Annotated in this window: 10 protein-coding genes; all 10 read left to right on the forward strand. The window is 39.2% G+C overall.

The window, feature by feature from the left end:
• Window positions 1–2: 2 nt before the first annotated feature.
• The 10 genes from AC3IS6_RS21110 (at window position 3) to AC3IS6_RS21155 (ending at window position 24,108) form a co-directional block, all read left to right on the forward strand.
• Entirely contained in the window at window positions 3–1,205 is a 1,203-nt protein-coding gene (locus tag AC3IS6_RS21110) for a glycoside hydrolase family 88 protein (protein ID WP_489162264.1), read from the forward strand.
• A 270-nt stretch (window positions 1,206–1,475) separates the two neighbouring features.
• Window positions 1,476–4,259, forward strand: a complete 2,784-nt coding sequence (locus AC3IS6_RS21115) for a polysaccharide lyase family 8 super-sandwich domain-containing protein (protein ID WP_489162266.1) — start codon at window positions 1,476–1,478, stop codon at window positions 4,257–4,259.
• Window positions 4,260–4,296: 37 nt separating this feature from the next.
• The gene (gene hepC, locus AC3IS6_RS21120) at window positions 4,297–6,279 is read left to right on the forward strand and encodes a heparin-sulfate lyase HepC (RefSeq protein WP_489162268.1); all 1,983 of its coding nucleotides are present in this window, start codon (window positions 4,297–4,299) and stop codon (window positions 6,277–6,279) included.
• 1,328 nt (window positions 6,280–7,607) lie between these two features.
• The gene (locus tag AC3IS6_RS21125) at window positions 7,608–10,760 is read left to right on the forward strand and encodes a SusC/RagA family TonB-linked outer membrane protein (protein ID WP_489162270.1); all 3,153 of its coding nucleotides are present in this window, start codon (window positions 7,608–7,610) and stop codon (window positions 10,758–10,760) included.
• Between the two features lie 16 nt (window positions 10,761–10,776).
• Window positions 10,777–12,663, forward strand: coding sequence for a RagB/SusD family nutrient uptake outer membrane protein (locus AC3IS6_RS21130; RefSeq protein ID WP_489162272.1), 1,887 nt, complete (start codon window positions 10,777–10,779; stop codon window positions 12,661–12,663).
• Between the two features lie 289 nt (window positions 12,664–12,952).
• On the forward strand, window positions 12,953–13,918 hold the full coding sequence (locus AC3IS6_RS21135) for an ROK family protein (protein ID WP_489162274.1): 966 nt from the start codon (window positions 12,953–12,955) through the stop codon (window positions 13,916–13,918).
• A gap of 576 nt (window positions 13,919–14,494) precedes the next feature.
• Complete coding sequence (locus AC3IS6_RS21140) at window positions 14,495–15,874, forward strand: sulfatase family protein (RefSeq protein WP_489162276.1); 1,380 nt, start codon at window positions 14,495–14,497, stop codon at window positions 15,872–15,874.
• A gap of 22 nt (window positions 15,875–15,896) precedes the next feature.
• The gene (locus AC3IS6_RS21145) at window positions 15,897–18,581 is read left to right on the forward strand and encodes a DUF4962 domain-containing protein (protein WP_489162278.1); all 2,685 of its coding nucleotides are present in this window, start codon (window positions 15,897–15,899) and stop codon (window positions 18,579–18,581) included.
• A 92-nt stretch (window positions 18,582–18,673) separates the two neighbouring features.
• Window positions 18,674–22,717, forward strand: coding sequence for a hybrid sensor histidine kinase/response regulator transcription factor (locus AC3IS6_RS21150; RefSeq protein WP_489162280.1), 4,044 nt, complete (start codon window positions 18,674–18,676; stop codon window positions 22,715–22,717).
• Window positions 22,718–22,977: 260 nt separating this feature from the next.
• Window positions 22,978–24,108 (forward strand): BT3233 family polysaccharide utilization protein, encoded by a 1,131-nt coding sequence (locus tag AC3IS6_RS21155; RefSeq protein WP_489162282.1) that lies wholly within the window; start codon window positions 22,978–22,980, stop codon window positions 24,106–24,108.
• Window positions 24,109–24,279 lie beyond the last annotated feature (171 nt).

Consider the following 24,279-nt stretch of genomic DNA (forward strand, 5'->3'; position numbering starts at 1 on the left):
CAATGAAAAAAAAACTAAGCCTATTACTAGCAATCTCTGCTATTACCATAAACACGTTTGCCAATCTCAAACAAGAAGATCCTTCTTTGGTTTGGTTTAAAAAAACAACCGAAACCATTCGCTTCCAGTTAAACAAAGCGGCACAAACTTACAAACCGGGGAAAAATCCGCGTTCTGTAAATCCAAATGGAACTGTGAGATTAGCCGGTTTAACAGACTGGACTACCGGTTTTTTTCCGGGAAGTCTGTGGTACGGCTACGAACTCACGGGCGATAAAGTTTTGGCTGAAGAGGCTAAAAAGTTTACACTTGCTTTAGATTCTATACGGAATATAAAAAACACACATGATGTAGGTTTTATGCTTTACTGTTCTTATGGAAATGCTTACAGAATTACCGGTGACAAGACTTACCTTCCGGCACTGGCTGACGGGGCAGCAAATCTTTATGCCCGTTTTAGTCCCACAGTAGGAGCCATTCGTTCCTGGGATTTCGAGTGGTTGCATTACCCTGTGATTATCGATAATATGATGAACCTTGAATATTTGTATTGGAGTGCCAGCGCTTTTAACAAACCGGAATACGCCACCGCAGCCAATTCTCATGCTCTGACCACCATAAAAAACCATTTTAGAAAAGATTTCAGTTCGTATCATTTGGTTGATTACGATCCAAAAACAGGTAAGGTATTGCGTAAAGGAACACATCAGGGCGTTACTGACGATTCGGCCTGGGCACGAGGTCAGGCTTGGGGATTGTACGGATATACCATGTGTTATGCTAATACCAAAAACCCGAAATTTTTACAACAGGCCGAAAATATTGCCGCTTTCCTTATGAATCATCCGCGTATGCCAAAGGACAAAATACCGGTTTGGGATTTTGATGTGCACAACGCTCTGGACACTGCTGAACTTGCTCCCAGAGATGCTTCGGCAGCAGCCGTAATTGCTTCGGCATTGCTTGATTTAAGTACTCAGGTTAAGGATGGAAAAAAATATGCCAACTATGCCGAAGCCATTTTAAAATCTTTATCATCTGACACTTACCTCGCAAAACCCGGTGAAAACAATTATTTTTTACTGAAACACAGCGTGGGTGCCTTTTTATACAATTCAGAAATTGATACACCGCTTGACTATGCCGATTACTATTATCTCGAAGCTTTAAAAAGATATGCATCTCTCAAAAAAATTGAAATCTGAAAGTAACCGTTATTGCAATAATCCGTTTACGAAAAGAAAAAAATAGGAAGTTATTTAATTTAGAAATTATACAAAAAGTATTGCCCAAACAATTAACCGTTTGCCGAAAAACACTTGTAGCAATATTTTCCGAAAATAATTCCTAACCAAATAACTCCATTTCAAGCCCGCAAAACCTCCGATTCTAACTTCCGGAAGTTTTGCGGGTTAGTTGCTAAGAATATAATACACAATAAATTACCAACCACTAATCTATTAATAACCACTCTTATGCACAAAAAAGTACTTTTATCCGTCGGGCTAATGGCCTTAGTTTTTAACTTCTCGTACGCTCAGTTGAATGTTGTAAACGAGATTGCAGTCAAATATCGAAACTGGCTCACGGGCGAGAATCTCGATTATTCTAAAACACAGGTCAACGAAAGATACAGCCGTTATCTGAGTAATGGTATAGCTGCCAAAAACCTCTCGGCATATGACTTTGCTAATCCTGGACCAGCATGGAATTTTACCGTCAGTGCCGATCAGACTTCCTATCAGGTTTTGGTTGAACAAAAGCTAATCCGCTTAGTCTTTTTGTACCAATTAAAAGGGTCGGCCAGCAGCCCTAATCCCGATTACCACAGCACTGCATTGCGAGATTCTATTTTGGCACTTTTCAACTATATGAAAGCAAAAGGCATCAGCAGTACTACTGATTTTGCTTATCTCTCTATTCCTGCCACCGAAGAAGTGATTACCAGCGGTCACGGGATATGTTTGCGCTCCTCAGGATATGCGACTGCCGTTTTTTTGATGAAAGACGAACTGGTTGCAGCCGGGGAATTTACCCATCATCTAGGAGCTCTTAAAACCTTAACTGCTTTTATTTCTCCTGATTACCCAAATTTCAATTTCACCAATCCCGGTTTCAATTCCGATATTATCCGTTCTTCAATTCAGCAACGATTTTGTTACGTACTGGCTCAGGATGACGCTTCGAGCACAAAAGTGACCGATATGGATTTCCTGAAACGATTTATCGACAATGCTCTCAAAATAAGCAACGGCTGGAATGATTGTATTAAACCTGATTTTATTACCTACCATCACAGAGGTGCTTACTCGAACTCGTACGGTGTGGATGCACTACATCAGTCTTCGATTATGAATATGATGCTGAAAAACACTTCTTATGAATTAAATACCGAAGCACAAAGCAATCTAAAAAACGCCATTTTAACCTACAGTAAATTCAGTAAAGGTTTTGAAATGCCTTTAGGTCTTGCCGGAAGATTTCCTACCAACACTGATGCACTAAACGATTTGAGGCCTGCACTGGCTTTTTTATATGTAGCCGATCCGATTGCAAATCTGGAAGCAGGAAGAGAATTCGTCAGACTCTGGGGGCTCTCTGCAACTGCCAACAGCGCTTTACTAAGACAAAATGCCTTATCAATCACACTGGTTTATACGCCAGGTGGTGTGATGGATCTGCTGCAGACTTTAAATGCAGGAATTAGTCCGCTTCCTGAAATAACAGAAGGACAGTTTAATTTCCCTTTTGCTGGTTTGAGCGTTCACAAATACAATGGTTATCAGGCGAGCATCAAAGGAACCAGTAAACACATCTGGCATTTCGAAGATTCGGCCACAGAGAACGTTTTTGGAAGATATACCTCTGCAGGCGCTATGGATTTACTGACCACCGGAGTTCCAGTGACTCGAATCTCAAACGGTTATATCGAAAATGGCTGGGATTGGTCGCATCTTCCAGGAACAACAGTTGCTTACCTTCCATTAAACATACTTGAAACAGGTAATATGAGAGAGATGAACGGAAAATCATTTCTAGCAGTAGGTTCTTTAGACCATAATGGTGTTTTCGGTATGGATTATAAAGATTATAATTCGGCTACCGGAATGACCGCTTTAAAGTCTAATTTTTTCTTTAAAAATATGATTCTCTGTCTGGGTTCTAATATCAGAGATACTAACGGAAACTATCCTATTCATACCACTTTGTTTCAAACAGCACTGGCCAATACAACAACAGCAACTTATGTAAACGGTACGGCCATTACAGGCAATACTTATACACTTACCCAAACAGGAGCCTTTTGGGCAACAGATGCCTTAGGAAATGGCTACGTTGTTCCAGGTAATTCAAGTAATACTGATGCGATAACCATTAACCGATTGGAGCAAAACTCCCGCAACAACAGCAATACGGCTAATACTTCGGGTAACTTTACTAGTGCCTATATCAATCATGGTACTGCTCCGGTTTCAGCCAAATTTCAATATGCGGTTGTACTACAGGGCGGGCAGACCGCTACGCAGCAACTGGCGGGTAATTTTGCCTCCTACTTTAAAATTTACCATCAAAACAGTCAGGCGCATATTGTACAGTACCTCCCGGACGCCATATTTGGTTATGTTATTTTTACTCCGAATATTGTATTTACTTATGATGTAGTGATAAGCGTAAACAAACCGGCTGCCGTGATGACTCAAAAAACAGACAACGGTAACAAATTAAAAGTCAGTCTTACTAATCCAAACTTAGGTCTTTTGGCTCCCAATGAAACGTACACCTGGAGTCAGATCAGCAGTCAGAACTCAATTCTAAACAGAGTGGCACAAACAGATCCGGTAAAACTAACGTTGGCGGGTCAGTGGGAATTGGCCGCACCAGCCTCAAACATAACTACCACTATCAATGGCGCTAATACAGAAGTTACTTTTAATACACTTAACGGCCTCACGATTCAAACCGACTTAGTAAAATCATCCTCATTGGGTATTAATAATCCGGCGGAACAAGCTGCTAAAGATTTGACAGTAATTGTAGCTCCAAACCCTTCGCAAGCCGATTTTAAAATCAATGTTACAGGTGAACCCGGACAGACTATTTTTGTAAATGTGTTCGACACTTTGGGAAAACGCATCTGCAACCTAAAATCAAACTACGGACAAACAATTGTTCTGGGCAGTGACTGGAGTCCCGGAATATACCTTGCTGAGATACGTCAGGGCAACCAAAAGAAAACCGTTAAATTAATGAAACGATAAACTGAATTTGGAATAAAAAAACAATAACTTAATACTAATGAAAAACCTAAAAAAAACAGTAACCATATTGCTGCTATTTACAACCGTTTATTTTACTCATGCGCAGGAAAAACAGCTCACAAAAGAAAGCTTTGATGTTGTAAACCTCCGCTATCCGGGCTTAGAGAACGTAAATCAGCTTTTTAATTCTGGTAAATATGATGAAGCAGCCAGAGCATTGCTCAATTATTACCGCGAGCGAAGAAACATCAAAAATCCCGATTTTAATGTAGGGGATGAAACCCGATTTAGAGGAAAAGATATCGGAAAAGCCAATCAGTTAAAAGCCGATAATGCTTTATTGCACCAATTTCAACCTCACAAAGGTTATAGCTATTTTGATTACGGAACAGATATTAACTGGGATTACTGGCCCGTAAAAGACAATGAAGTACGTTGGCAGCTGCATCGTGTAACCTGGTGGCAGCCAATGGGAATGGCATACAGAAGCAGTGGAGATGAGAAATATGCCAAAGAATGGGTTTTTCAGTTTCGCGATTGGGAGAAAAAAAACTATTTAGGACGTTCAAAAGAAAATGACCAAATTGCCTGGCGTCCGTTAGAAGTATCAGAGCGTATACAAAGCCTTCCCGGAACCTTCAACTTGTTTGTAGTTTCGCCAAATTTCACACCGGCGTTTTTAATAGAATTTCTAAACAGCTTTTCCAAACAAACGGCCTATATTCCTAAAAATTACAGTAAAGAAGGCAACCACTTGCTGTTTGAAGCACAGCGTGTCCTGAGTGCAGGGGCTTTTTTCCCCGAACTTAAACTGGCAGAAGAATGGCGTAAAAGTGGTATTGAAATACTCAATCGCGAAATAAAACTACAAGTGCTCCCCGACGGCGTACAATGGGAACTTTCACCCATATATCATGTTGCCTGTATCGAAATCTTTTTAAAGGCTTATAACTCGGCTAAAATGGCGGGTGTCGCAAAAGAATTTCCTGAAACCTACAGCAAAACAATCGAAAAAATGATTACCGCAACGGCCAATATCTCTTTCCCAGATTACGGTACACCTATGTTTGGTGATTCCTGGACCTTTGATAAAAATGCGAGAATAAAACAATTTCTAAGTTGGTCAAAAATGTTTTCTGAAAACGCATTCTTCAAATATTTGGGGACAGCTGGTGCCGAAGGACAATTACCCAATTATAAATCTCATGCCTTATCAGACGGAGGTTTCTATACTTTTAGAAACGGATGGAATGAAAAATCAACGGTCATGATTGTTAAAGCGGGGCCTTCTGCCGAGTTCCACGCACAACCGGATAACGGTACGTTTGAACTTTGGGCAAACGGAAGAAATTTTACTCCGGATACAGGCTGCTATATTTACAGCGGTGATGCTGAGGTAACCAAAATGAGAAACTGGTACCGTCAGACCAGAGTACACAGCACCTTAACACTCGACAATCAGAATATGGTCGTTACCAAAGCCAAAGAAAACAAATGGAGCACCTCTAAAAATTTAGATCTTTTAACCTATACCAATCCAAGTTATGCTGACTTAAATCATCAGCGTACCGTTCTTTTTATAGATCAGAAATACTTTTTAATACTTGATAAAGCAATTGGAAAAGCTACCGGAAACTTAGGAGTTCACTTTCAATTAAAAGAAGACAGTAAACCTGTTTTCAATACAACAAACAATAGCGTTACGACCACATATGAAGATGGTAACAATCTTCTGATACAATCCTTAAATACTGATAAAGTGACATTAAATGAAGAAGAAGGTAAAGTTTCTTATCAGTATGCAAAAGAAGTCGCACGCCCCGCTTTTGTTTTTGAAAAGCCAAAAACCAATGCTGCAACACAAAGTTTTATTACGGTAGTTTATCCGTATGATGGAAATAAAGCGCCGGAAATTAGTATAAAGATGAATAAAGCTAATGATTTCGAAAAGGGAATCCTTGATGTGAGTTTGCAAATTAATGGCAAAAAAAGTGAGGTAAAAACAAATCTGAATGACTAAGGAAGTGCAATTTTTCTTTAAAATAATATGTTTTAAAAAGGCGTCTAAATTTAGACGCCTTTTTTTGTGATCACCGAACAATTCCTTATGAATACCCTTGTTTATGGAATCTTCCTTATTATTTCATCTAATAAAATGTATACCACCCCGATGGGGTTCTAATGTGGTGGATACCGTTTTTTCTACAAATATGAAGTCCCTATGGGACTTTGTGTTTATTATTTATGCAATGGATTTTAATCCATTGCATAAATATTATTAGTTCCTTCGGAACTATTGAAAAAGAGCCTTTGGCTCGGTCAATTTTGCAGGGATGGATTTTAATCCATTTAACAAAAATTTCGCCCCCGACATTTGAATTCCGTAGGAATGGCACATATAAAAATTGCCATCCCGATGGTGTTCTAAAATTGGGAATTTTGTTTTCTACAAATATGAAGTCACTCCGGGACTTTATGTTAAATGGTCCTCCTATAAATCTAACCCTCAAAAAAACAGCTCCACAGAAGCAAAATATTTATAACAATTTTATAACCGCACCACCTATAAAGCTCCGACGGAGCGACATATATTTAACAAGCAAATGAAGCTTCCGATTAAATTCCTCTCAAACAATTTCTAAATAACGATAAATCTATTGTCCATTCCTATTCAAAAAATAAAAAACCACAACATTTTTATCAGTTTTATCTGAAAAAGAGAAAACAAACTACTTTCCTTCCCTCCTACTATGCTGTAAAAATTACATCGTTTTCGTTAACCCCTTATGGCATTTAATTTAACTTTTTCCCAACACAAATTATTTCAGAACAGCTCAGTAAAAACAGCACTCTCCTACTGAAAACAGAATCTCAAAAATGCCACCAAACCTTGATTATACAGGGATTTTAAAAGCTTTTAAAAATACAATTAATCAAAATCAATAGCAATTTGGACATTTTCAAAACTGTCCTCTATAGTCGATTTATATATTTGTTTTTATTAAATCGAAAAAAACATGACCAATTCCAAAAAAATGAACCAGCAACCACAAAATCTATTTTTAATTGTCAGGCGGAAAATTCCTCTGCGAATTTCCTCAGTTAATAAATTGTTATAATTTTCGCCTATTAAAATAATGAAGCGATTGGTTAAGCAATAGTATCAAACGGCAGTCGATCCCAAACTTATTACAACAGTAATTCGGAATTTCGGTTACGCTCACGGAACAATCAAAAGATAAACGATTCAGAAGAGTAGTTTATAATTCATAGAGCAAGACCAGATATCAACTTATATAACATCAATTTAGGAAATAAGGTTACCCTTATTCCGATTTAAAAAAAATTATGAAAAGGACTCTATTTTTATTTTTGCTGCTTACCACCTGCAAAGTGATGTATGGGCAGGATATTATTACCGTAAAGGGTGTGGTAACCGATGCTCAGAATATGCCTATGCCCGGAGCAACCGTTTCTGAAAAAGGAACCAAAAATACCACTGTTACTGCTATGGACGGTGATTATCAAATTAAGGTAAAAACAAATGCTATTTTAGTATTTTCGTTCATAGGAACTAAAACTAAAGAAGAACCTGTTAAAAACAGAACACTTATCAATACTAAATTACTGGACGACGCTAATAATCTGGATGAGGTAGTTGTAGTAGGTTATGGAACCAAAGCGAGAAAAGATCTAACAGGAGCTATCTCTTCTGTTAAAGGACAAGAACTTGCCAAAATTCCTGTTCAAAATGTGGCACAGGCATTACAGGGTCGTATTGCCGGTATGCAGGTAACCATGTCTGACGGTACCCCCGGATCTGAACCATCTCTTAGAATTAGAGGCGGAACTTCGATTACACAAAGCAATGAGCCTTTATATGTCGTTGACGGTGTAGCCCAAACCGGCGGATTAAGCTTTCTAGACCCTATGGATATTGAATCTATTGACGTTTTAAAAGATGCTTCATCGACTTCTATCTACGGTGCACAAGGTGCCAATGGAGTAGTTTTGGTGACAACAAAAAAAGCAAAAGGCGGAAAACTGACTTTAAGTTACGATACCTACGGGGGAATAAAAATGATTGCCAAAACAATTCCGGTGATGAATCCTTACCAATACACTCAATTACTTTATGAAGCTGCAACGGATGATGCCAGAATGCAGAAGTTTGTAAGTGCCTTTGGAACTTATGATCAGCTTGAAGGCTTTTACAAAGACAGACCAGGTATCAACTGGCAGGATGAGGTTTTTGGAAATGCAGTAGAAAGTCAATACCACAAACTAAGCATCAGCGGTGGTGAAAATGATACCAAATACAATGCTTTCTACTCGGTGAACAATGATCAGGGGATTATGTTGGGAAGTGCATCGGTAAAAAATATTGCAAAACTAAACGTAACCAATTCGATCAGCAAAAAGGTTACGGTTACCGCAATTGTAAACTATTCCAATCAGAAAGTAACCGGATTAGCGACAAACGATGGCGGAAATGCGCGTTTGAGCATGCTTCAAAACGTATTGCAGTACCGACCTACTATTGGAAAAACAGGATCTGACGAAGATCTTAAAACTTTAACCGTAGATCCGTTAGACAATCAGGACTCTCCAACCTTCCAGAGTCCGTTGATTACCATCGACAGTCAAAAAAGAGAAGCCATTACCAGAGCAATCAACATGAGTTTACAGCTGCAATACAACATAACGCCAAGCTTAATCTATCGTGGATTAATCAGTTATACTGACAACAGCATGAAGAGCAAATATTTCAACGATTCCAGAGGTATACAGGCCATCAGAAGCGGTGGTGCAAACGGCGGGGTGACACACAATATTGGCACCCGATTAAATTACAATAACGTTCTGACGTATAGTAAAACTTTTAACAAAAAACACAAATTTGATGCCTCTCTCGGACAAGAGTACATTTACAATTATGCCGAAGGAATTACCGCTACGGCCTCAGCTTTTCCAGAGGTAAATCTGGGCTGGGATAAATTACAACTGGGTACAATTGCCGGAATTCCGACAACCTACGCAGAAGATGACAAAATATTATCTTTTTTCGGAAGAGCCAACTACTCGTACAAAAACAGATATTTACTGGCCGCAACTTTAAGAGCAGACGGGTCTTCTAAATTCGGGACAGAAAATCAATGGGGATACTTCCCTTCTGTTTCGGCAGCCTGGAGAATTATCGAAGAGCCTTTTATGGAAAAATTACCTGCTTTTTCTGATTTAAAACTTCGTTTAAGTTATGGGGAAGCCGGAAATAACAGAATTGCCAATTATGCCGCTTTGGGTATTTTCAATTCAGGATCTTATCCTTTGAATAATCAAATGAATATCACGGCATTTCAAAACAATCTTCCAAATCCTTTTTTAAAATGGGAGGCTACGAAATCGACCAATATTGGTTTTGACATCGGTTTTTTCAAGCAAAGAATCGCGCTTACCACAGAGTTATACGAAAACCGCTCTAAAGATTTATTATACAACACTCGTGTACCCGCAAGTTCAGGTTTCAAAAAACAATTTCAGAACATCGGAGCTACTTCCAATCGCGGTATAGAATTTACACTGAATACGATAAACGTAAAAACCAATAGTTTTAATTGGAGTACAACTTTCAACATTGCCTTTAACAAAACCAAAGTATTAAGTCTGAGTGAAGGCGAAAATTCGTTGATCACCAACAGTTATACCGATAGGAATGACTACATTTTGCAAGTTGGAAAACCGGTGGGTGTAATGTACGGTTATGTAAGAGACGGACTGTATCAGGTAAGTGATTTTGATTATAATGCTACAAATAGTACGTACACTCTTAAGCCAGGTGTAGTAAGCGATAATATTGTAGCACAGCCCGGTTTTATTAAATTTAAAGACATCAGTGGTCCTAATGGCACCCCGGATGGTGTAATTAATGATTTGGACCGAACTGCTATTGGAGATGCTAATCCGAAATACACAGGAGGTCTTAATAACACCTTTAGCTACAAAGGAATTGATTTGAGCGTATTTCTTGATTTTACGGTAGGAAATGATATCTATAACGCCAACGTATTAAACAATTCAAGACTTAATCTTGATAATTTAAACACAGTAGCGATCTATGCTGACCGATGGACAACCGTTAATGCAGCAGGACAGCGTGTAACCGATCCCGCAGAACTGACTGCTCTAAACGCAGGTAAAACCAATCCGGCCTTCAACGGAAACGCTACCGGACGTTTGTACAGCGATATTATTGAGGACGGTTCGTTTTTAAGAATCAACAATATTAGCCTTGGGTACACCTTACCAAAAGAATGGCTTAAAAAATCTAAAATTTCTAATCTGAGAATTTATTTCACGGCTTACAATCTGTACGTATTTACCAAATATTCAGGATATGACCCTGAGGTTAGTGTACTCAACAATGCCATAACCCGAGGAGTAGATTTTAGTGCCTATCCAAGAAGCAAATCGTTTATCACAGGATTAAATATTTCGCTATAATTTAAAGTTTAAAAAGATGAAAAACAATATATTCTCCCGTAGCACAATTATAGCAGCAGGTATTGCATGCCTCTTACTGCCTCTTAATTCCTGCGATAAAGAACTGGAAGTTACCCCCTATTCTTACTTCACCACTGCTAACTTTTTCTCTGATGCAAACGAAGCCAACATGGCCACCCTTGGTGTTTATGAATCCATGTCGTCACTGGACAGTTATGGCTGGAACATTTCCTTAGTTTTTGATGCTGATACCGATATTGAACAAATGACAGGAATTGGTGCCGATGACTGGAGAACCATAGCACACTATCAGGGAATTTCTCAGACGAATACATTCTACACCGTTTGGAGTAAATTGTATGAGGGAGTAGACAGAGCCAATGTAGTAATCGAAAGAATTCCTCAAATGGAACTCTTTTCAAATGGAAATGCTGCTCAAAAAGAACAGCTGAACCGCTACCTGGGCGAAGCAAAATTCCTTCGTGGTTTCTATTATTCCGAACTTGTACGTTTATGGGGAGATGTTCCTTTTAAAACCAAAAGTTCGCAATCCGGAGACAATCTGAAAGGAGCTCTCGTAGATCGTCAAGAAATATACACCCAGATCATCAAAGACATGACCGAAGCATCGCTTGTGCTTCCGGAACAGCTGCCTACAGACGAACGCATTAACAAATGGGGAGCTAAAGCCATGCTCGCCAGAATAGCACTATTTGCAGGAGGATACTCTTTAAGTTCAGACGGAACAATGAAACGTTCTTCAAACTACAAAGACTATTACAAACTGGCGCAGCAACAGATTAATGATGTGATCGCACAAAACCCGTACAAACTAAATCCATCCTACGCCAAAGTATTTAAAAACCAGTGTCAGCATGTATTAGAACCTACGGAGAATATTTTTCAGGTTGCTTTTTATAATCCATCAGGAAACATAGGAAATGCCTCCTGGGTAGGCAACTTCAATGGTCCGGCTACAGCCGCTGGTTTCTATCCATCCAACATTTCGAGATGTTTAGTCCCAAAACCGTTTTACAATAGTTTTAATGCGGCCGATCAGCGCAGAGATTTTTCGATTGCCACCTATTCCATCAACAATTTGGGCAACAAACTTCCGCTCCTAACCACCAATCAGGACGAAAGATGGACCGTTGGTAAATGGAGCAGAGAATACCAGACTAATGCAACCGCAGAACGTGTTTACACACACATCAATTGGGTAATCATGCGTTATTCAGATTTGCTTTTGATGCGCGCTGAAGTAGAAAACGAATTAAATGAGGGCCCTAATGCCATTGCTTATGATGCCATCAATCAGGTTCGTAAAAGAGCCTTTGGTGCCGATGTACAAGGAAGCCGAATTGCTGTTGACATAAAAACAAAAGGAACCGGATATACAAATGCGGCCAATGTTTTAATACAAATCACGGGCGGCGGCGGTACCGATGCAGCGGCGGCAGTAATTAACCTTTCGGCAGGAGGAATCAATACCATTGGAATGTTGCGTTCCGGCGATGGTTATACCACTGTTCCAACTGTAACCATTACCAGTACAGACGGAAAAGGTACCGGAGCAACCGCAACCGCGAGACTCTTAGCCAAACCAACCACGGCTGAAATGAGCTTAGCAACAGGTCTGAACAAAGACAATTTCCTAAAAGCCGTTCAGCAGGAAAGAGCCTGGGAACTTTCGGGCGAAGGAATGCGAAGAGCCGACTTGATCCGATGGGGAATCTTAGGGGATAAATTGATTGAAACAAGTGCCGCAGTCAAACAAATCCGATCCACTTATTTCTTCCCGGCGATTACCAATTTTGTGGCTGGAAAACATGAATTGTACCCTTATCCACAAAATGAAACAGACGTGAACAAAAACATCACACGTCAGAATCCAAAGTATTAGGCAAATAACCTTCAAAAATTAATGGGTGTAATTATTCTAACACATAGAAACATAGTATACGCAGTAAAAAAAGGCGTTTTACTTTTAATAAATTACGTTAGACTTAAGTGAAAAAATCACGCACAACCCACTAAATAATGACACTTATTTTGAAAAACTTAAATTATTAAAAATAAATGATGCAACATTATTTAGAAATGAATAAGTTTATAACCGTTAATGCAGGACTTTGTTCTGCATTAATTGTTTGTAACAGAAAAGAAAACTACTAAAATAAACAAGGAACAATATGGTTACCAAAAATGATACACAACTATCTAAAACCTATGCAATTGGAATCGACATTGGTGGTACTTCACTTAAATGTGGTGTTGTTAATGAACTCGGAGAAATTTTATTTTCGTTTATAGTATCCTTAAAAGAAGCCCGTACCGAAAAAGAAATTATCAGCTTAATGGTCGATGCAATCACACAATGTACCGATCAGTTAAAAGAACCCATTGTGGGTATCGGAATTGGTTTTCCGGGTCTGATTGAAAATGATGTTATCATTGGCGGTGGTGTAAACTTACCCGGTTTTGAACAATTGCCATTGGGTAAAATTCTAAATGATTTAACGGGACATCATGTTGTAATTGATAATGATGCCAACTTAATGGGGCTTGCCGAATTAAATTACGGGGCAGCCAAAGACAGTACCGATGCTGTTTTTCTAACGATTGGTACCGGAATAGGCGGTGCCATTATGATTAATAAAGGCTTATATAGCGGTTTCAAAAATCGCGGTGGCGAACTCGGCCATACCGTAATTCAACAAAATGGTATCGCCTGTAATTGTGGCGGACGTGGCTGTCTGGAAACCTATGCCTCTGTAACGGCATTAATCAAATACTATCAGTTACAAAATCCTGCCGCAGATGAAAATATTGACGGCAAAACCATCATCGAAAAATACCTTGCAGGAGAAGAGCACGCAATAAAAACCATGCAGCATCATTTTGATTACCTGGCTGCCGGAATTGTCAATTTTGTCAACATCTTTAGTCCGCAAAAAGTAATCATTGGAGGCGGTATCAGCGAAGCAGGTCAGTTTTACATTGATGAACTAACCCAAAGAGTCAAAACCTTTGCTATTCCCGTTGCTTTTGCGCATACCAGCATCGTAGCAGCAGATTTGGGCAACAAAGCCGGACTACTGGGAGCCTGCGCCAATGCTTTTCAGAAATTTAAAGACTTGAAATACAGCACGAACTAAAAAGAAAACACTCGCGAAGTCGCAAAGTCCCAAAGATCTCAGTAAATTGTGTGAATGCCTTGCCTTTCTACAAGTAAGTACTACAAGCAATACTTATCATTTCTACAAACTGCAAAAAACTTTGCGCCTTTGCGTCTCTACGGGCAAATATTTAAAAATCTGAAATACAGCACGAACTAAAAGAATATACTCGCGAAGTCACAAAGTCGCAAAGATCTCAATGGATTGTGTGAATGCCTTGCCATGCCTTTCTTCAATTAAGTACAACAAGAAATACTTATCATTTCTACTAACTGCATAAAAAACTTTGCGGCTTCGCGCCTCCGCGAGCAAATCCACACAAACAACGCATCACTCTAATCCATTTAATCTGTAACAAAAAACTTTGCGACTTTGCGTCTCTGCGAGCAAATATTTTTAAGAATCACCTCACTAATTGCCCATTATTAAAGGTTTTAACTAAAATTAATAGCATTTTGAACAAATTCAAAACCCCAATTGAAGCCCGATGATTAACTTCGTTTTTGCATTTAAGAATTTAAAAGGCAAAACGTAATCTATAAAAATCAGGCCGATATGATATTTCAAAAAGTCATAGAATTTGTTTGTTTCTTGGGAATACTGACTATTCCATTATCCGGCAATGCCCAAACCACTGCACGTCCGAATATCCTGATCATCATGACCGATCAGCAAACTGCCGATGCGATGAGTATTGCAGGAAACAAGGAGCTGAATACCCCTGCAATGGACAAACTGGCCCAAAATGGAGTCCGATTTACGAAAGCCTATTGCGCTCAGCCTTTATGTTCCCCTTCGCGTACAGCCATCATGAGTGGGAAAATGCCTTTTGAAACCGGCTTTGTAGGCAATGCTCCCGAAAAAGACGGTCAATGGCCAGACGATTTACTAATGATGGGGAAAATTTTCCAAAACGGAGGATACAAAACCGGTTATGTAGGCAAATGGCATCTTCCGGTTCCCACTGCCAAGAAAAAACAGCATGGTTTTGAATACATCGAAAACACCAATTTTCAGGATTACAACGATGCGGCGACACCTTCCTTTTGTGCCCGCTTCATTAAAGAAAATAAAAACACTCCTTTTCTTCTGGTTGCCTCTTTTTTAAATCCTCATGACATTTGCGAATGGGCCAGAGACGAAGATTTGAAAATGGATATATTAGAAAAAGCACCTCCGCCAGCTCAGTGTCCACCATTGCCTGCCAACTGGAAAATCCCCGACTACGAACCTAAAATTGTCCGCGAGCAGCAAAAAGTAAGTTTCAGAACGTACCCTACTGTAAACTGGACTGCAGATCAATGGCGTCAATACCGTTGGGCTTATAATCGCTTAGTTGAAAAAGTAGACGGTTATATCGAAATGGTACTCGCCTCTTTGAAAAAATACAACATCGAAAAAAATACGATTATCATTTTTACGGCAGATCATGGTGATGGCTATGCAGGCCATAGTTGGAATCAAAAACAAATACTCTACGAAGAATCTGCTAAAATACCTTTTATCATTTCGAAAATAGGAGAATGGAAACCCCGCACCGATGATCTTCTGGTTTGTAATGGTACTGACATTATCCCAACCATTTGCGGCTTCACCGGAGTACCAAAACCAGCATATTTAAAGGGAATTGACATCAGTAAAAAAATAACCAATCCAACCCAAATCCTGCGGGATACTTTGGTCATCGAAACCGATTTTGCCGATAACGAAGAGCTTTTAAATATTAGCGGACGCGCTGTAATTTCTAAGGATTTTAAATACATCGTTTACAATAAAGGCGATTTAAAAGAACAGCTTTTCAATTTAGCCACGGATCCCGGAGAAATCACCAATTTGGCAGTAAACAAGACCTATAAAAAAGAACTAATTGCCATGCGTCATTATTTAAAACAATGGTGCAAAAAAAACGGAGATGCTTTTCAATCCGGTTTATAAACTTGCCTAAAGAAAAAACAATATGATTCAGAATAAAATAGTCACATTAGCGGCATCCCTTATCATGCTGCCTGTTTTCAGTCAACAATCTCAGGCAACTATAAAACTAACAGCCGAAAAACTACATTCAAGAGTACGCGAATGGCCTTATCCTGTAAACGGAATTACAGTTCCCACCAATGCTCCTGCCCTTCTTTGGCCAGGAACCAATGGAAAAGAAATGGTAACACCAATGGAAAGCGGAAGCGATATTCCTGAAGATCCAAATATTGGCAATGTACGCTACAAAGTGATGCTGGCAAGCGATAAAAACTTTACTAAAAACCAGTTCACCAGTACCGAACAACGTTGGGCGGTCTATCCGTTACATCAGGCTCTAAAAGCCGGGAAATGGTATTGGAAATACGGTTACGCCTTAAAAGGCAGTAATCAATGGACCTGGTCTCCTGCTTACGATTTTGTGGTCGATGCCAAATATACTGCACAAAAAGTATCTCCTCCCATTAGTGAAGTCCTTAAAAGAAATGAAGATGCACACCCACTTTTATGGGATATGAACCACATTGGAGAGGCTTTTTACCGCAACAATCTGGATAATCCGGAAGCTAAAAAATTTATTGCTTTCGCAGAAAAACTGATGCTGGCTCCTCTTCCTACAGAGAAACCCCAAAGAGTGATTGATACAACCGGCAAAAATCCGTTAGAAAAGAAAATTATTGTAGAACGAATGTATCATGGTTTTGGGGATGCTGTAGGGAATCCGGTTCGAAATCTATGTATCGCCTACCAACTAACCAAAGACAAACGTTTCATCCTAGACGCTAAACGCCGGGCCCTAAACATCGCCAATATGGATCCTAATGGATTAGCGACAGGTGATGATTTTACAAGTGGTGCCGTTCTTGAAGCATTAGGTTGGTTTTATGATGCGGGTTATGATTTTTTAACCCCGCAGGAAAAAGAGACCTTCAAAAACATCATCACGATCAGAGCCAAACGAGTTTATAACCATTTACCCAACCGTTTTGAATTGCATGTAAGCGACAATCATGTTTGGCAAATCACATTGCGCAACCTCGCTATCGCGACAGTAGCCGTGATCAATGATGTTCCAGAGGCCAAAGAGTGGTTGACCTATATGTACGAAGTGTGGTCGGCACGATTCCCGGTATTGGGTACTACCGATGGTGGGTGGCATGAAGGAAACGGCTATTTCAGAGTCAACTTTAAATCGATTATTTACCTGTCTCAAATGTTTGGAGACTTTAGCGGTGTTGATTATTTTAAGTTACCGTGGATGCAAAATCTTCCATACTACATGTTGTACACACATCCAAACGGTGCGGCAAGTACTGCCATTGGCGACATGTGGGAAAACATTCCGTACATCGTAAAAGGAGAAGCCTGGTTTGCCGATGCTTTGACTTATCGAATGAATAATCCGTATCTAAACTGGTATGTTGGAGAAATAAAAAGAGACTATCCGGCCTACTATCACGGTACCGATGATTTTTTATTTTTTAGATTATTAAACTACAAACCAAATAGAGATTTACCTGCGACCTCACCTGAAAAACTCCCTAAAACACGCAAATTTGCCGATGTAGGCGTTGTGGCCATGCACGAAGATCTCGCAAAAGTCAATAAAACCCTGAGTAGTTATTTGTTCAGTAGTCCGTTTGGTTCTTCGGGACACGGTCACGCTTCGCAAAATGCCTTTACGATTAATTATAAAGGGAAAGTTCTTTTTGGCGGAACAGGATATTACAGTAATTTCAGCGACAAACACAATCTTTTACATTACAGATCCTCCAAAGCTTATAACACAATTTTAGCCGACAGTCTGAATCAAAAAATTGGAGAAGAAGGTTACGGATGGATTCCGAGAGCCCTCTCTGGACAACACATCCAGTACGCATTAGGAGATGCCAGCAATGCTTATGGCGACATTAAAAGTGATTTCTGGCTCAACCGATTCAAACAAATTAATGTAGTACCCGGCAAAGCAAATGGTTACGGGGAATCCGGTGTAACCTTGTATCGCAGGCATATGCTGCAGCTCGAAGGCGGTTATATTGTTTTGTATGACGAACTGGAAGCTAAAAATCCTGTAAAATGGACCACTCAGTTTCATTGTCCGTATTATACCATTGAAGGACAAAATTCGGCGAATGCCAAACAGCAAAACTTTACGGTACAAACAGATTTAGGAAATGTAAATGCCAGTGTTTTTGCAGACAGTCCATTAAAAATGAACGTACACAATCAATTTTATGAAGCGGCTGTCAACTGGAATAAAGTAACCAATGACGAAGGTGAAATCAAGGACTTTAAAAACCAATGGCACGCGGGAATCACTTCTGAAGCCAAACAAAAATTCAGATACCTGACCATTATACAAGTAAAAGACGGCAAAACGGAAATCATTAAAACAGTATCAGAAAACAGTCGTTTATCACATTTTCAGGTGGGCGACTGGGACATTCAGGTACAATTAGACAGCGAAAAACCGGCTGCTTTACAAGTTACCGGAAAAAGGACAAAATCATTATTCAACTATGGAAGTTTACCCATTACATTTGAAGGTAAAACATTTTCTCCTAAAATTGCAGGAAGTTCGGTCTTACTGGAAATGAATAGTTCCAAAATAGACCAACAGGAAGCTGTTGACGAATTACCGGATGTAGCCAAGTACGACAAAAATTAAAAACAAAAGGGCGTTTGCTTTTTCTTTAAATTTAGAGTTAAATTACTGATAACCTATTAAACACAAACCAAACCATTAAAATTGAAACCTTCATGAAGAAAACGATTGTCATAGCTGTGCTTTTCTATCTTTTACTTTTTACCGCTAAAAGTCAGGCTCAGGTACAGGATAGATACTTCCGTACGATTTCGGTTGATAAGGGTCTCTCGCAAAGTTCTGTTTTTGCCATTGCGCAGGATACACTGGGTTTTATCTGGATTGGTACGCAGGACGGGCTAAATCGTTATGACAGTAAGGGTTTTAAAGTGTATCGCCCGATCAGGAACGTTAAAAACAGTTTGCAATCGTACTACATCCGAAGCTTGTTTACCGATCATAAGGGGCAACTATGGGTGGGCGGTAATCAGGGAATTAGTGTTTACAATTACAATACCGACAGCTTCACCAATTACAAACTTCCACGAAGTATTGGCGAATGGTACATCTCTTCGATAACAGAAGATAGTACACACAAAATCTGGGCTACCTCAATTACCGGTGAAGTTTTTATGCTGGATCCCGATGAGCAAAATTTTACAGCCATCCGATTTAATGCCTCTTCATACGAAATCAAAAAAATTGCCTACATCGGTCTTTGGCAAAAACAAATAATTCTGGGAACAGATGTTGGTCTTTTTAAACTAAACCCTAATTCACATCAGCTGATAAGAATTAATCTGGGGGCTAAAAAACCTTATATCAATGCTGTTTATGTCGATGGTAAGCAGCTGTGGGTAGCCACCGAAGGCGAAGGTGTAATTCGATACAATGCCACAAATGGTCAGGTTACATCTCTGCTCCACACGACTGGAGTTAACAGTACTGCTGACAACAATATTCGATGTGTTGGAAAAGATACGGAAGGAAATATCTGGCTCGGAACTTTTAAGGGGCTTACTATTTTTAATCCTAAAACCAATGCTTTCAGCAACTATTACCATCAAATATCACAGCCTTATACCATCAGTCAAAACTCTGTTCGCTGTTTCTTTAGAGACAAACAAAACGGAATCTGGCTGGGAACTTATTACGGAGGTTTAAATTATTATCATAAAAACGATATTAAATTCAATCTGTTAAGTCAGAACTCCGGGAAACCTTCTTTAAATGATGAGGTTATTGGTGTAATCAAACAAGATACAAAAGGCAATTTTTGGATTGGAAGTAATGACAAAGGTGTAAATTACTGGAATAAGAATGCCAATACAATCAGTTATTTTTCGAATAACGAAAACAACCCAAACAGTTTAAGTTCGAACAATATCAAAGCCATCGAATTTGATGGTAGCGGAAATGTATTAATTGGTACGCACAATGGCGGATTAAATGTACTCAACCCGAATACCGGTTTTGCACAACGTTTTCGCCATGACGAAAACAATCCCAACACAATTGCAGGCGATCTGGTTTATAGTTTATTAAAAGATTCTAAAGGCCGTATCTGGGTGGGTACCCGATCAGGTTTAGACCAGTTTCATCCGGAAACAAAATCCTTTACACACATCCACCTGGACAAGGCCGGAAAGCGACTTGCATCAGATGATATTACATTTCTTTTTGAGGACAGCAAACACCGAATCTGGATTGGAACCACTAATGGCGTAACACTTTTTTATCCGGACACCAATTTATTTGCGGCTATTGGTCATGGCAAGTTAAGTGATGATATTGTAAACTGTGTCACCGAAGATTCAAAACACAGAATCTGGATTGGCACCCGTGAAGGATTGCGTTTGTATGATGAAACTCAGGAATCTTTCAAAACGATTAAAGCCCGAAAAGATTTTGTCAAAGAAACTATTTACGGCATTATTCCCGACGATGAAGGAAGTTTGTGGATTTCAACTAACAGCGGATTAATCAAATTTAATCCAGACAATGGTTTTGTACAGACTTTTGATGAAAGTGACGGTTTACAAAACAAGCAGTTCAACGATTATGCATTTTGTAAAGCCAAAGACGGCATGTTGCTTTTTGGCGGAATTAAAGGGCTCTCTTATTTCTATCCTGCCATGGTAAAACAGCAGCCACTTCCTTTAAAACTAAGTTTTACCGCTTTAGAAGTATTAAATAAAACTGTTGCTGTTGGTGATGATACCGACATACTCGAAGAACATATTGACCAGATCAGTGAATTAGAAATTGGACCTGAATACAAACAATTCAGCCTCTTTTTTAATACGTTTAATTACATTTCTTCCAATCGAACTTATTATTATTACAAGTTGGACGGAATCGACAAGGACTGGCAGCGAACAGATGAATTAAAAGTAAGCTACAGCAACTTGCCCGCAGGAAAATACAACTTCCAAATCAAAGCCATTGGTCCAAATGGAGAAATGAGTGCGGTTCGAAACCTAAAAATTGCCATTCTTCCGCCATGGTACAAAACCATTTGGTTTTCACTATTGTTACTAACCATTATTGGTACTGCAGCCTATATTGGTTTTAAAATCATAAAAGAAAGAATAAAAGCCGTGCAGCAATTAAAACTGGAACGAATCGATAAAGAACGCGTAAACTACATCAATCAGGTCAAAATGGATTTCTTTACCAATGTTTCCCATGAATTAAGAACGCCCTTAACCCTGATCTTAGCGCCCCTGGAAGAACTCTTAAAAATGCCGTTTACCGATAAAGTTTCCAAAAAGAAACATGAATTAATGTTTATCAATGCCAAAAGACTCTATAATTTGGTCGATCAACTTTTTGAGTTTAGAAAAACCGAAATGGGAACCCGCCAACTAAAAGTAGGCAAGGGTGATATTGTGAACTTCACACAAGAAATTTTTGAATCTTTTAAACCGCTTTCGGAGAAAAACAGCATTCACTACACCTATCATTCTGAAGAACCCCAATTGCCGTTTTATTTTGATAAAGATGCAATGGAGAAAATCCTGTTCAATCTTTTATCCAATGCCTTTAAATACACTAAGACAGGGCAAAACATTACGGTAACGTTATTGAAGAAAAATGATACGGTACAAATAAAAGTCACTGACACGGGGGTCGGAATTAGTGCGGAAGATTTATCTAAGGTTTTCGACCGTTTTTATCAGGTAAACAATCGCGAAATGAATTTGGGTTCCGGTGTTGGTTTGGCCTTTACCAAACGCCTGGTCGAATTGCATCATGGTGAAATTACCGCCGAAAGTAAAATGCAGGAAGGAAGCATTTTTACCGTAACCATTCCGATTTCGGATGCTGCTTACAAAAACGATCAGCACGTTGAAGAGTCTGCTTATGACTTGTCTATACTGTCAGATAATGACCTTGAAAATGAAGATGCTTTACTGCCCGAAGAAAATGAGATAATCGAAACCAATCAGCCCGTTAAACTTCTAATTGTGGATGACAACAGGGAGATTTTAGATTATTTGCAGGACTATTTCAGTAAAATATACGACGTTACCGTGGCCTACAACGGGCAAATGGCGCTGGAACTTCTCGAAATTCAGCCATTTGACCTGATCATCAGCGATGTCATGATGCCCGAACTGGATGGCCTGCATTTTTGCAAGCGCGTCAAACAAAACATCAATACGTCGCATATTCCATTGATGCTTTTAACAGCAAGAACCGAAACCAGTCAGCAACTGAAAGGGCTCGAGATGGGTGCCGACGATTATATTACAAAACCTTTTTCGACACCTTTACTGGCAGCGAAAATCACCAATCTGTTGCGCTCCCGCAAACGACTGAAAGAATATTACTCCGTTGGAAAAGAAATGGTTCCTGAAAATATTGCTTTTAATACCCTGGACGAGGAGTTCTTAAAACAGGCCATTCGTATTGTAGAAGACCATTTGGCGAACTCTGAGTTTTCGGTGGATCAGTTTAGTAAAGAAATCGGAATGAGTCGATCGAATCTGTATTTAAAACTAAAAGCCATTACAGGAGAATCGGCTATGGACTTTATCAAGAGAATCCGATTTAAAAAAGCAGTTGAGCTAATGCAGAGCAAACGTTACACCATTGCACAGATTACGTATATGTGCGGCTTCAACTCGCCTTCTTATTTCTCTACGGCCTTTAAACAACATTATGGCTGTATGCCAAGCGAGTATTTGGCGAAAATCGACAATACACAAGAATGATTACAACAACACAAACGACTATACCATGCAAAAAGAACAAAACAAGACCACTAAAACCTGATACTACAACGTTAGCCATCAGCTAAAATAAGGTTTAAAAAAAACCTCAAAACAATCCCTGATTTCAGTTTTGAAAATCATAATCCTGTCCAGATGAAACATTCATTCTGGAACAGGAAGGCCCAAACTATGCCTTAACTGAACTGTTTTATTGAAAAAAACCAATCCCAAATCAACGTTTAAAAATTAAAATACCCTTTATGAAAATAATGAAACTCCTCTTACTAGTGATTCTCGTTTTGCCGATTACTATAACTGCACAAACCAAAGCAACCGTGATCCTTCACAATACTTCGGTTTTAGATCGCAAAGAAACGGTTGTAGCCATCCCCTGGAAAACGGTCCTTTCCTCCTATCCGCAAATTGACACGGCTAACTTTGTCGTATTAAATACCCTCACTAAAAAACAGATCTCGTATCAGTTAGAACATCGTGGGAATACCGCTATTCAAAATCTACTTGTTCAAATTGATCTAAAAGCAAAATCAACGCTGAATCTTTCCATTCAAAAAGGGAAACCGGAACCTTTCGCTGTGAAAACCTTTGCCCGTTATGTCCCGGAACGTTTGGATGATTTTGCCTGGGAAAATGATAAAATTGCTTTCCGTGCCTATGGAAAGGCTCTCGAAAAAACAGAAGGTGATGCTTACGGTTATGATGTATGGGTAAAAAGAGCCGATAAATTAGTCGTAAACGATCGCTACAAACGTAACGATTATCACATCGATCATGGTGATGGATTAGACTATTATCATGTGGGGCACACTTTAGGAGCAGGAAATATGGCTCCCTATGTAAAAGATACCATCCGATATTCGGGCAATTATCACCAATGGAAAATACTGGATAAAGGGCCTTTACGCACCACTTTCCAGCTCACTTTTGATACATGGAATGCCGGCGGTATAAAAGTTAAAGCCACAAAAATCATTTCTATAGATGCCGGTTCACATCTTAATCGAATTGAGAATATTTACACGTTTGATGATAAAAATCCATTACCGGTTGTTGTTGGAATTATCAAACGGGAAAAAGCAGGTATTCTTTCCTTAAACGAACAACAAGGAATAATGGGATATTGGGAACCAGCTTTTGATAAGGAGGGTACTACCGGAATAGGTTCCATACTAACAACTCCGGCAAATGCAATGTGGGTAACCAAAGAGCAATTACTCACCCAAACCACTGTCAGAAATAATGAACCCCTTGTCTATTATACTGGTGCAGCCTGGGACAAGGCCGGAAAAATTACTTCGGACAAACAATGGTTCAATTACCTCGATCATTTTAATGAAGAGCTGAAAAACCCTTTAACGATCAGTGTAAAATAGCAGTAAAACAACTTTGTGTTTATTTTTTTAACACATAGAAACATAGTTTACATGACGTATCAAAGACGTTTCACTCGAAATAAAACACAAAGAACTATGAGAAAGAAATGAGTTTCTCTCTAGTATTCTTTTAGTTCCAAAAAACCTATGTTTCTACGTGTTTACATGAAC

Source organism: Flavobacterium sp. KH_035 (genome assembly GCF_057839565.1).